We start from the raw sequence: 13,043 nt of genomic DNA, 5'->3' as shown, positions 1-13,043 counted from the left end.
ATGGGAGAGGGCAATGATAGACAACTTGCTGAAAGAAGGAGGAGGCATACTGCGTCGCCTGCCGTCCGCAGCGATGGCTATCATGCTAGCGGTGACGCTGGCGATACCACAGGGATTGGCCTTAGCCGATCCTGCTCCCGTCTCTGAAGATGTTGAAGCCTTCGGGCATGCAAATAGCGAGGCACAGCCGGTAATCTCGGAATCTAACACAAGTACGGAGATGGCAGATAAGGGGGATGGGCTAGAGCAGGAAGTTACCCCTGATCAGGAAACGCAGCCTGATAACCCAAAGGAAGAAAACCCCGTGTCGAAAGAGCCGGATGAAGATTCGGAATCTATAAAAAATGAGGCCTCTGACGTTGAAGAGGAAGCCGAGCAGCCTGTAGATCCGCTTTTGTTGGCCAGTCAGGCTCCACCGGTCATGGGGTCGATCGCGCGTGACCTATCGACCATAAGTGGCACCGCAAGCATGGTGTGTCTCAACCCTGGGCCGACGAACGACCATTACAACCGGTTCGGTATAACCATGCCCGACGGCCAGTATTTGATTGGCCACTGCATGGACTATGGACAAGCGGCGCCAGCCGATGGCACTTATAATTTCACAGGGGTTTGGGATTCTGGAGCTCGTGCTTACAATGTGACGCTTGACACAGCCGGGGCAAATAAGAATCCAGGATCTTTAGCGCCTTATCCGTGCCAGCGGGTAGGGAACTTCTACTGGACGCCGAAAGGATCTGTTGAGCTCTACAAGAGCTCAACTAAACCTGATATGACGAACGGCAACCCGGTTTACAGTCTCTCTGGTGCAAAATACGATGTTTACCGCTCAAACGATGACGGTTATGTACTGACATTGACGACTAATGCATCTGGTTACGCATCGGCCTCCGGCCTGCCTTATGGCAGCTACTATTGCGTTGAGTCGCAACCACCAACGGGTTTCTTTAAAGATACTAGCCGACATTACTTCGATGTGTCAGGCAATGCTGTTATTAGAGTGTCTGATGTGCCGTACGACGATCCGGTAGGTGCGTTGCTTCATAAGGCAGACCCGTTGACCGGAGGCACCGCTCAAGGAGGTGGAACGCTCGGAGGAGCGGAATTCACCGTAAAATACTATGCGGGTTACTACTCTTCCGATCCTGCTGCACAAGGGATAAGCCCTATGCGCACGTGGGTTATGCGTACGGATTCTGACGGTTTCTGCTATTTTGACTCATCGTATGTGGTATCCGGCGACCCGTTTTATATTGGCGCTGCTGGCACACCGACGTTTCCTTTAGGCACCGTGACCGTCCAAGAAACTAAAGCGCCGGAGGGATACGTGCTGTCCTCTGCGGCGCGTCCGAACGACGTATTCGTGCAGCGCATTACAATGTCGGGTATTGAGGGGAATCCGGCTGAGGTCTGGAATGAGCATCAATTCCTGGACGATTCTATCCGCGGCGGCGTAAAGACGACGAAGCTCGATGGCTACTACCAAAGCGCGACCGCGCAGGGCGATGGAACAATGCAAGGCGCGACCTTCGCCATCAAAAATGCGTCAGGGAACCCCGTCGTGGTCGGAGGCGTCACATACGAGCCGGGCAAGGACGTGGCCACCATCACCTCCGGCGCCGACGGCGTGGCGCAGACCGCGAGCGACCTTCTGCCCTACGGCACCTACGAGCTGCGCGAAACCGTTCCGCCGGAGGGCTACCTGCTCTCCGACGAAGTGTGGCGCTTCGAGATCCGCGAGGACGGCGTGGTCGTCGAGGCTACCACCGATCAGTCGATAGACAACCAGGTGATCCGCGGCGGCGTCAAGACGGCGAAGCTCGACCATCAGAGCCAAACGTCCGTACCGCAGGGATCCGCCAGCGTCGAAGGGGCCGTTTTCGCCATCAAGAGCGTTTCCGCCAATCCTGTGCTGGTGGACGGGATCGTATACGAGCCAGGCAAGGACGTGGCCACCATCACCTCCGGCGCCGACGGCGTGGCGCAGACCGCGAGCGACCTTCTGCCCTACGGCACCTACGAGCTGCGCGAAACCGTTCCGCCGGAGGGCTACCTGCTCTCCGACGAAGTGTGGCGCTTCGAGATCCGCGAGGACGGCAAGGTTGTGGAGGCGACCACCGAGCAGGCCATCGACGACCAGGTGAAGGCCGCGGAGTGCTTCATCATCAAGGTGGGCACGAAGATAGGCGATGACGTCACCGAGGGCGACAAGGCCGACGCGATACCCTTGCCGGGGGTCGAGTTCAGCATCTACGCCTCCAAGGACTTCGTGGATAACGGCGACGGAACCTACACGGTGCGCGACGGAGCCGCGCCCTATGCCACTATCGTAACCGATGAGAACGGCATAGCGGACACGTCCTACAACCCGCGACCGGACGATCAGCACGGCGCGTTGCCCTACGATGACTACCTGGTGATCGAGACGGGGCCGAAGCCGAATTACGATCCCATAGAGCCGTTCACGTTCTCTGCCCGCGAGGACAAGAAGGTGTACCACTTCTTCGCCAACAACACGTACGTCACTGCGGGCGTCGAGCTCGTCAAGGTGGACGCCGAGTCGGGCTTGCCCGTGCTGGTTGCGGGAACGCAGCTGCAGGTGCTCGATGCGTCTAAGACCCCCATTGTGTGGCACGAGACGTATCCCGAGGCGATCAGCTACGACACTCTCACAGTCGGCGATACGGGCCGCGTGTACCTGCCCCAGAAGCTCAACGCCGGATCCTACTACCTTCGCGAGGTGTCCGCTCCCGAGGGCTACCTGCTCGGACATGCCGACGTGCCCTTCACGGTGTCAACCACGACGGACTGGGATGATCCGCTTGTGGTCGAGTACTCCAACATGCCCCAGAAGGGCTCTGTAAAGGCGATGAAGGTGGACGCCGAGACGGGCGAGCCCGTACCCGCTGCCGGCATCGAGTTCGACCTCGTCGCCGCGTCTGACATCAAGACCGGCGACGGCGTGGTGCACGTGCCCGCCGGCGAGATCGCCGCGCACATTGTCACGGCCGCCGACGGCACCGCAACGGCGGAAGACCTGTACTTGGGCAGCTACCGCATCGTCGAGACGCTCGCGCCGGAAGGCTATGTGCTCAACGGCGAGCCCGTCGATGTTACGCTCTCCTATGCGGGCCAGGAGGTCGAAGCCGCCTACGCCGAGTCCGAGTTCGGCGACGTGCCCCAGAAGGGCGTGATCGACGTCACCAAGGTCGACGCCGAGTCGGGGCTGCCCGTCGCGGTGCCCGGCATCGAATTCCGCGTGACCGCCGCCGACGACGTGGTGACGCCCGACGGCACCGTGCGCGCCCATGAGGGCGACGTGGTGGCCGAGGTCGTGACCGGGGATGACGGCAAGGCCGAGACGCCGGAGCTGTACCTGGGCCGCTACGAGGTCGAAGAAACGCTCGCGCCCGACGGGTACGTCCTCAACACCGAGCCCGTCGAGGTCGAGCTCTCATATGCCGGCCAGGAGGTCGCGGTGACGCGGGCCGGGGCCGTCGTGGAGGACGCGCCCCAGAAGGGCGTCATCGAAATAGTCAAAACCGACGAGGCCGACGGGCGCGCCGTGCCAGGCGCGGTCTACGAGGTGACGGCAGCCGCGGACATCGTGACCCCCGACGGCACGGTGCATGCGAGCTCCGGCGACGTGGTGGCCACCGTCACCACGGGCGATGACGGCAGGGCCGAGACGGACGAGCTGTACCTGGGCGATTACAACGTGCGCGAGACGGCCACGCCCGACGGCTGGGCCATCGACCACGAGACGCACATGGTCGAGCTCTCATATGCCGGCCAAGAGGTAAAGGTGACGCGTACCGTGCTCGAGACGGCCGACGCGCCCACCACGTTCATATTGCTCAAGAAGGCCGAGCTGATCGACGGCGAGCTTGTCGACTATGCAGGCTCGGAGTGGCACGTGTGGGCCGAGGACGCGACGGGCGAGATAGCGTACGATGCCACGGCCACGACCGGCGAGGACGGCAGCTTCGTCCTCGAGCGCATCCCCCACGGCGACGGGCTCGCCTACTACTGCCAGGAAACCAAGACCGGCGATGACTACATCCTCGACCCGGAGGTTTACGAATTCTCCGTCGACGAGGAGGGCCTGATCGCAGGCGAGCCGGCCTACGTGCTTTTGAACACGAACTACCACAAGCGCATCATCGAGGCCCACAAAGTCGACCAGGACACCGGCGCGCCGGTAGGCAAGACCGGATTCGGGCTGTACCGCTGGATCGGGGAGGGGGAGCCCGACCCGACGTTCGGCGGCCGCCAGGGCTTCCATGGCGTGTTCGCGGAGGATCCCGACGGCGAGGTGGACGGGAGCCTGTGGGAGATGGTCGCCGAGGGGACGACCGACGACATGGGCGCCGTCATCTTCGAGGGCCTGGAGTTCGGCTGGTACATGATGGTCGAGGTGGTGCCGAACCCCGATTACGCCGAGTGGTGGGAGTCGGCGGGATCCACCTGGGGACGCTACCTTTTCAAGGCCGACAAGGACAGCGACGTCCGGCAGACGCAGACGTACGGCAACATGGCCATATCGCTCGAATGCAACGTGAGCAAGGCGACCATCGACCGCACGAGCGCGGCGTTCCAGTCGGATGAGCGCGCACCCGTTCGCGTCGACAACGTGGGCAAGGAGCGCTACCGCTACGACGTCGCATTCGACTCGGGTTCCACCAACGTGAGGGCAGACCAGTACGCGGTCGTCGATCCTTGCGAGTTCGTCAACCTGGGAATCAGGCTCGACACGCTGGTGACGCCTGCAGCCTACGGCGACACCGACGGGTTGGTCAACGTATGGTACCGGACGAACATGACCGATACGTCGGCCGTGTACTCGACCGCCAGCGCGACCGCCGGCAACCCCCCGAACCAGATGGCCGACGGAACCGACCGCATCGGCACGGTCGGGTGGCGCCTTTGGAGGGAGGGCGTCGCCGCCGGCGCCCGCACGCGCCTCGACGTCGACGGGCTCGGCCTCGCCGCCGGCGAATACGTCACGGGAATCATGCTCGAATACGGGTCGGTCGAGGTAGGGTTCCGCACGCTGCAGGACATGAGCTACCTGGTGTACGCAACGGAGCCCCTGGACAACAGCAACGGCGAGGTGGTCATCCCCAACAGCGTGACGAGCCATATCACCCGCAACTGGAGAGACGGGCAGGGGCTGTACGACGACGCGCATGACAACGTGATCACGCGGGTCATCGACACCTTCGGCTTCGCATCCTCCTATCACGGGATCTCGACGGGCACGGCCGGCAACGGTGGAGCGCTCACCGCGACGGGCGACCGCGTCCCGGCCCTGGAGGGCGTGGCCATGCTCCTCGCCGCGGTGGCCGCCGTCCTGCTGGGCATCTGGGCCACGAGGCGCGAAGAAGGGGAGGGGGCATGAGGAGGGCCCTGGCCGAGCATGCAGAGGACATGCTCCGCTACATGCTGGACAACTCCGACGACGTGCGGAGGATCGTCGTCGGCCGGAAGAAGCTCGTGAGGGACCTGCAGATGAACCCGACAACGGTGTCCGTCGTCCTCGGCTACCTCAAAGAGCTCGGCCTGGTCGAGGTGAACGGCCGCTATGCGGAGAACGGCGCGCAGTTGGAGAACGGGTACACGGTGACCGAGGCAGGATGCGAGTTCGTCGCCGAATCCCCCAAGGCTAGGAGGTAGCGAATGGCATCGGAGGAAGAGGTCGTACGGTTCATCTTCAACGGCGCGAACGAGATGGCCGAGCTGATGTACCAGCTCATCAAGTGGGCCCTCGAGCGCCGCGAGAAGGGGAGGGACGACGGCCGGCGCGACCCCTCGAAGATCAGCGGCCGCATAGCCCCGGAGGACGCGGCGAGCTTCGCCGCCGACCTCGCCGCGGCGGGCATAGGGGCCGAGTACGTGGCGCAGGCCGACGGCGGCCTCGTCTACTCGTGCGACGCCAAGCACTTCGAGACGCTCAAGGCGCTCACCAAGGGCTACGCCGCGAAGTACGACGCCATGCACCCGGAATCCGTTGACAACGTCTACTACGAGACGCTGCGGGACTGGCGCGGCTGCTCGCTCAACGAGTGCTTCGAGGTGGCGTCCACCGTGGAGGTGGCCGCCGTGAACAAGATGCGCGCCGACCTCGCAGCCATGGGGGTCTACTTCGAGGTGGCCCGCCGCCCGGAGAACCTCGGCTACGTCGTCAAGTTCAACGCGAAGGACGCGAGCATGGTGGAGCGCGCCCTGTGCGAGCTCGACCAGGCGTACGGGCATCCCCAGAGCGCCCAGGACGTCGCGCGCGCCGTCGCGGGCTACCTCCCGTCTCCCGCCGAGGGCGTATGGAAACGGGAGGGAGCCCGCTCGACGCTCGAGGCGAGGAACGCCGGCCAGGACGAGGTGCTGGCCGCCGCCCACGTGTACCCGGAGAACGGGGGATGGCACGTTTACGGCGAGGCGGCGGGGGAGCGCTTCGGCGACGGCGTCTACGGCACCGAGCGCGAGGCCGTGCAGGCGGGCGAGCTGCTCGTGGAGCAGAGGGCCGCCGAGCTCGGCTCCAACGTCGAGATCCCGCGCCAGGGAGCTGCGGCGCGCGACCTCGACGGGCGCAAGGCGGGCGACTACACGCTGACCATGACCACGGTCGAGTGGGACCGGGCCGCGAACATCATGGGAGGCCCAATGGAGGAGGACGGCATCCCCTTCTCCCTGTCCTTCGACGAGGCGGCGGAAACCGCTTCGTTCACCTTCGCGTCCGAGCACGCCGCCGGCGTCAAGGCCATCGCCGACCGCTACATCAGATCGCAGAAGGAGAACCTCAAGGACTTCACCCCTTCGCGCTTCGAGGAGTGGGACGAGTTCTGCAAAGTCGCCGAGACGGGGATGGTGAGGGACGACGCCCTGCGGGCGATCAGGGCGGAGTGGATCGACGTCGGCGATGGCAGGTACAGCCTGGAGGCGTATGCGAACGCCTGGGATGCCGAAGCCGTCGTCGGCGTGTCGGTGTTCTCCAAGGCCGTCGTGGAATCCGACCCGTCCCTCGAGGGATGGGAGGTGTGGGGGAACGCCGACGGGCCCAATTTCGGCGAGCGCGGATTCGACGACCTCGCAGAGGCCATGGAGTACGCGGAGTCCCTGGCGGCGGGCGAGCTCGCCGAGAGGGGCTACGAGGCCGCCGTGGGATCGCGTCCCGAAGCGCCCGCACAGGAGCGCGGCGAAGCCGCTCCCGAGCTCGACGCCCCAGCACGCCAGGAGCGAACCGTGGAGCAGGCGGACTACGTCGTCGAGCCGCGCGACGTCGGCCCGTCGGAAACGGTAGAGACGGTGGTCGCCGCCACCAAGTCGGCGGAAGTGGCCGACGATGCGGGCGAGGCGCACATCGGAAGCACTTTGGAGGAGATGACGAACCCTGACGGGCTCGATCTGCCGAGCATCGAGCGGTTCGGCTCCGCCGAAAAGCTGGACGGTGCGAAGATCGGCGACGTCCTGCAGGCATGCTCCAAAGACGTGAAGATGATCAAGGCGCAGCTCGAGGCCAAGCGCCAGCAAGGCGTGGAGCGCGGGGCGAAGGCAGCCGTGCAATCGAAGGGGGGCGCGGCCCGCTGATGGCCAAGAAAAGCAGGAAAGAAGGGGTGCCCGTCGCCACGACGGCGCGCAAGCGGGAGGCGAGCCAGGGGTTCATCGCCCTCATGACCGGCATCTCCTTGGTCGCGTTCGTTGCGGTCAACCACGTGGCGGGCTACGTCATCCCCGTCGCCTCGTCGCGCGGGCCCGCGGCGGCGCTCACGAGCATCCCGGTAGCCCTGCTCGACTTCGCGCGCAGCCCCTGGGCGCTGAGCCTCGACCCGGCCGCCGTGGCCGTCGGGCTCGCGGGGCCGGCGGCCGTCGTTCTCGTGTACCTGCTCGGCGGCAAGAAGGCCGACAAGCCGACCATGGCGGGCATGGAGCACGGCACCGCGCGCTGGGGCGAGGAGGACGAGAAGGGCAGGCACGCCGACACGGATAACCCGCTGAACAACATACCGCTCGCCCAGGGCGTCGAGCTCTGCCTCGACCCCGATGCGATAGGGACGCGCCGGAAGGGCTTCGTGGAGATCAACCGCAACGTGATGTGCTTCGGCCCGCCAGGCACGGGCAAGACGTTCTATCTGTTCGTCCCCGCGCTCCTGCGGTTCTGGCGGCCCACCGACCCGTCGAGCATCACGAGCGACACGAAGGGCACGACCGTGAAGCGGATGCTGCCGTACCTCATGAGGCACGACCGCGTGGTGAAGGTGCTCAACACCAAAGACCCTGCCAACAGCCACGGCTACAACCCGCTCAAGTACACGCGCAACGATTTAGAGGTGCTCATCGCCGTCGACACCATCATGGGCAACACCACAGGACGCAAGCCCGATGAGGGCGTCGACGGGGACTTCTGGGAGAAATCCGAGAAATCGGTGTTCGTGTCCATCATCGGAGGCCTGCGCGAGCTGAAGGAGATAGCTCCGGGGCTCGACGTCGAGGTGAACATACCGACGATGGCTGACATCCTGCTCACCGCCGAGGCTTCGAGCGACGACGAGGATCCGAACGCTCCCACGACCATCGACCGCTTCTTCGCGCTGATCGAGCACCTGAAGCCGGACAGCTACGCTTGCCGCACCTACAAGGGCCTCAAGCTGGCCGGCAAGGGCCGGACGATGAACTCCATCCTGGTTTCGTGCGCGGTCAGGCTCATGCCCTTCAACCTCCCCGTCATACGCGAGCTCATGTGGCGCGACGAGATGGAGATCGACCGCATACCCTTCGAGGGCACCAACGTGTTCGTGGTGGCTGACGACTCGGGCGGCCAGCTCGACTTCGTCTTGGCCATGTTCTACCAGCAGGCGTTCCGCACGCTCTACAACATAGCCGACAACCTGCCGGGGGAGAGGTTCCCGGTCCCGGTCGTGTCGTTCATCGACGAGATGCTGAACATGGGCAACATACCCTACAAGGAGAGGATCCTCATGACCGCCCGCTCCAGGAACATGCCGATAGTGATGGGCCTCCAGAGCATGGATCTCGCGAAGGAGAAATGGGGCGAGAACATCTTGGGCGCGATCCTCGACGCCTGCGACACGATCGTCTACATGGGCGGCGGCCGCTCGAAGGAGAGCCGCGCGTACATCTCGGAGTCCTTGGGAACCCAGACGGTCTACGAGCACACGGTGAGCGAGACGGTGAGCGCCCGGATCATGGGCAGCAACGATTCCGCGCAGTCGTCGTACCAGTCGCTCGGCCGCCCGCTACTCGACGAGGCCGAGGTCGACAAGATACCGCGGGAGCAGTGCATCGTCCACTTTGCGGGCGACGAGCCCCTCATGGTGGGCAAGTACCGCACGCAGGACACGGACGAGTACAAGGACTCGCCCTTCGCGCCCGACCGAAGGGGCGAGGCCATCACGGGGCCCTTCCCGTTGGAGATGATGCGGGAGCACAACGCGAGGGTGAGGGCATCCCTCGCCGCTTGAAAAGGATAGGCCCCGGTCCGTCTCCCACGGTCCGGGGCCGAGAAGCGATCACGGCCGCAACGATGCGGCTTTGACCAAGGAAATGATATTCGAAAGGAACGGGACATGAAAGACCAAACCTCGAAAACGGCCAAGAACAGGGCATCTGCGCTTGGGAAGGCGAAGGCGGCGGCGCTGTCGCTCTTCGGGGCCGGCGCCGTGTGCCTCGCGAGCGCGAGGCCCGCTTACGCCGTGTCCGTCAACGGGCCAAGCTTCAACTACATGATCACCCAATACGTGGGGCCCGGCATGACGATCATGGGCTTCGCGATCTTGGTGGTAGGGGGTTACAACTACTTCAACTACAAGGACGAGGAGGGGCCGAAGGCCAAGGCGGGCTTGGCCGGAATGGTTAGCGGCGGCATCATGGCGGCTATAGGCGGCGGCGCCGTCCTCATGCTCTCCATGAGCTGAGGCCGCAATGTCCTTCACCGTCCCCTACCACCTCGACCCGCTCGACTACGAGCGGAAGGCATTCGGGCCTTTCACGTCGCGCGAGCTCAAGTACGGCGGCATCGGCATCATCCTCGCCGCAGTTGTCGGCGGCGCGCTCTGGTTCGCCCCTTTGAGCGTGCCCGAGCTCTTCCGCGTGATGCCCGCCATCGCGGTGGCGGGCCCCTTCTTTTACGTGGCCAACACCAAGGCCCCGCCCGGCTACGAGTCGCCGGAGGAGTACATGAGGGAGCGGCTCGCATCCGCGTTGAGCGGGGAGGATGTGTACGTGTACGGCTGCGACGACGAGGACGAGTACGAGGTGATGGAAGATCCGCCGGCGAAGTCGCCCAGTGAGAGGAAGGAGGCCACCAAGCGTGAGAAGAAAGAGCGAGAGTATGTCCGCGGCAAAGCGCGAAGCGCACGATAGGGCGGATGCTGCCATGCCGGACGTCGCGGGCCTGACGGTGAAGCAGGCCGAGATGGCGCTCGCCGAGGCGCGCAACCGGGAGCGAGAGCGCCGCGAGTACGAGCGGCGCAAGGCGAAGGGCAAGCCCCTTTCCAAGATCACCCAGGATGCGATCCGCTACGAGAAGTGCTTCGAGAGCGGCGTCGTGAAGGTCGAGAAAGGGCTCTACTCGATAACATGCGACGTGGACAACATGGACTACCGCAACCTCGGCGAGAGCGAGAAGAAGGCGCTGTACGTCCGGCTCCTGCGGGTCTACAACCTGTTCGAGCCGACGACGCACCTGCAGTGGTCGGTCATCGTGCGCGTCGTCGGCCGCCGGTCGATCCTCGACGAGGTGCTCATATCCCACCAGCCGGACGGGCTCGACCGCCTGCGCGACGAGGTCAACGAGGTGCTCACCGACCGCGCGTCGAAGGGCAAGACGGACATAGAGACGCGCCTGCTGCTCACGATCTGCACCAAGGCCGACAACGAGGCCGAGGCCCAGAGCATCCTCGACGGCCTGGTCAAGGACATACGCCCCGACTTCGAGTCGATGGGATCCGGCCTGACGGTGCTGAGCGGCGCGGAATGGCTCGAGATAGTGGCCGGCGTGTTCTGGCCTGATGACATTCTCGTTTTCGATTGGGAGACGCTCGTCGACGGCAAGGGCAAGGCCACGGGGCTCACCACCAAGGATGCCATAGCGCCGATGTCCCTCGCGTTCGAGCCGCGCATCCTGAAGCCTCGGCCCAACGGAACCACCTCGGTCATCAAGGACGGCGGGATCTACCGCTGCAACGACTTCTACGCATCGACGCTCTTGTTGCGCAAGACGCCCGGCATGATAGACGACAGGATGGTGAGCGTCATCACCTCGACGCCCATGGACATGATGTTCACCATCCACATGCAGCCCACGTCGGCCGAGAGCTCGCGCAAGGCGACCGACGCCTACATCGCGGCCATCGAGGGCGATACGCACGACCGTGCCAAGGAGGCGCGTCGCGAGAACATGCCGGCGGGCGTCTACATGACCTCCAAGCACGTCGACCGCGCCCAGGACGCGGAGGAGCTCAAGAAAGAGGTGCAGTTCGGAGGCCACAAGCTCTTCTACACGACGATGTCCGCGCACGTGCGCGCCGAGACGCCCGACGACCTCAAGCTCGAGCAGATACCCAAGCTGCAGCGGGCCTGCGGGAGGTGGGGCGTGAGCGCGACGCCGCTGTCGGGGCGCGAGCGGCAGAAGGACGCCATGAACGCGACCCTGCCCATAGGCAAGAACTTCATCAACGCCCCGTCCACGATGACGACCGCCAACGTCGGCGCGCTCATCCCGTTCACGTCGCGCCGCTACCAGGATCCGGGCGGGATCTACTGGGGGGTAGACGCGGAGTCGGAGGACTTCATCATGCTCGACAGGACGGCGCTCGGCGCGCCGCACCAGATGGTGTTCGGGATCACGGGCTCGGGCAAGTCGTTCGGCCTGTGCCGGGAGAACCTGCAGATCCTGCTTCGACGCCCCCGCGCGAAGGTCTACATCGCGTCCCCCGGGCTCGCATACAAGCCGTTCGTCCAGCTCCTCGGCGGTAAATGGTTCGAGGTCGGCGCCGGCTCCAAAGACTACTTCAATCCCATGAGCATAAACATCGACCAGGTCGAGGACGTGGAGCAGGCGATGGCCGACAAGGCGGAGTACCTCATGGGCCAGGTGGAGTGCATGCTCTACAAGGGCGCGGTCATGGACGGCAGGGACACGAGGGCGGCCAAGGAGTCGACGCTGCTCTACTCCTGCATCCAGGATTGCATACCGAAGGTCTACGGCCGCTATCTCGACACGCACCGGGCCGACGACGTGCCCGTGCTCGCGCAGCTCGCCGACGAGCTGGGGGCCATGAGGGTGCCCATAGCGCGCGACGCCGCCCAGGCGCTCAGCCTCTTCACGACCGCCCAGGCGGTCGGCGGGCAGTTCAGCCAGCGCGACGGGTCGCCCTTCGACGACGACGGATGCAGGCTGTTCGGCGTGGGGTTCCGCAACGCAGGCGACATCATCAAGGCCCCTGCCCTGTTCGCCTTCACCGACATGTTCTGGAGGCAAGCCGTAATGAACAAGATGAAGGGCTATGAAACGTGGGTGCTGTTCGACGAGTTCCAGACCTTCATGGACTGGCCGATCGCCGCGCAATATTTCTTGAAGGCTTGGATGGAAGGCCGCAAGTACGACCTGTACCAGACAGGCGCCACCCAGAACGTCTTGGCGGTGCTCGAGAACGCCAAGGCGTCCCGCGCCCTGGACAACTCCGGCGTCGTCACCATGTACAACATGGCCCACGATGACGCGAGGGAGCTCGCCGAGCGGCTGCACATGTCCGAGCGGCAGATGCGCTACACGGTCAACCCGCCCGAGGGCCACGGCGTCTTGTCGGTCATGGGGTCGGTCATGCCGTTCAAAGACTCTTGGCCCAAGGGCACCGAGACGTACAAGGTGTTCACTTCCAAACCCAAGGAAACCAAAGGGCGAGCGATGTAGGCCATGTACGTCAACATCGGACATAGCGAGGACGTCATCGCCGCCTGGCAGGACGACGCCAGGCCGGAGGACTCCGCGACGTTTGCGGGCGACGCGCCGCAGAGCAACGCGCGCA

General features: G+C 64.5%; 7 protein-coding genes and 1 pseudogene. All 8 read left to right on the top strand.

All coding sequences use genetic code 11. The features are described 5' to 3' along the window. Positions 1–13: 13 nt before the first annotated feature. Positions 14–976 (top strand): annotated as a pseudogene (locus HMPREF1023_RS16200) (prealbumin-like fold domain-containing protein); the annotation flags it as partial. A 387-nt stretch (positions 977–1,363) separates the two neighbouring features. Then, the gene (locus HMPREF1023_RS14745) at positions 1,364–5,401 is read left to right on the top strand and encodes a SpaA isopeptide-forming pilin-related protein (RefSeq protein ID WP_232228742.1); all 4,038 of its coding nucleotides are present in this window, start codon (positions 1,364–1,366) and stop codon (positions 5,399–5,401) included. Continuing rightward, positions 5,398–5,676: a protein kinase gene (locus HMPREF1023_RS14740; RefSeq protein WP_009307248.1), complete on the top strand. Its 279-nt coding sequence runs from the start codon at positions 5,398–5,400 to the stop codon at positions 5,674–5,676. Before HMPREF1023_RS14745 ends, HMPREF1023_RS14740 begins: the two co-directional genes overlap by 4 nt. 3 nt (positions 5,677–5,679) lie before the next feature. Beyond that, entirely contained in the window at positions 5,680–7,584 is a 1,905-nt protein-coding gene (locus tag HMPREF1023_RS14735; protein ID WP_009307246.1) for a hypothetical protein, read from the top strand. Beyond that, a complete protein-coding gene (locus HMPREF1023_RS14730; RefSeq protein ID WP_009307244.1) occupies positions 7,584–9,476 on the top strand; it encodes a VirD4-like conjugal transfer protein, CD1115 family in 1,893 nt (630 codons plus the stop codon). The genes HMPREF1023_RS14735 and HMPREF1023_RS14730 overlap by 1 nt, the downstream gene beginning before the upstream one ends. A 105-nt stretch (positions 9,477–9,581) precedes the next feature. Continuing rightward, complete coding sequence (locus HMPREF1023_RS14725; protein WP_009307241.1) at positions 9,582–9,929, top strand: hypothetical protein; 348 nt, start codon at positions 9,582–9,584, stop codon at positions 9,927–9,929. A gap of 7 nt (positions 9,930–9,936) precedes the next feature. Next, on the top strand, positions 9,937–10,377 hold the full coding sequence (locus HMPREF1023_RS14720; RefSeq protein ID WP_009307238.1) for a PrgI family protein: 441 nt from the start codon (positions 9,937–9,939) through the stop codon (positions 10,375–10,377). After that, entirely contained in the window at positions 10,346–12,928 is a 2,583-nt protein-coding gene (locus HMPREF1023_RS14715) for a VirB4-like conjugal transfer ATPase, CD1110 family (RefSeq protein ID WP_232228737.1), read from the top strand. The genes HMPREF1023_RS14720 and HMPREF1023_RS14715 overlap by 32 nt, the downstream gene beginning before the upstream one ends. Positions 12,929–13,043: the final 115 nt, after the last annotated feature.

The organism is Eggerthella sp. 1_3_56FAA, from assembly GCF_000185625.1.
Taxonomy (GTDB): Bacteria; Actinomycetota; Coriobacteriia; order Coriobacteriales; family Eggerthellaceae; genus Eggerthella; species Eggerthella lenta.
The sequence above is the reverse complement of the archived record's forward strand: the minus strand, read 5'-3'. Positions and strand labels throughout refer to the sequence as shown.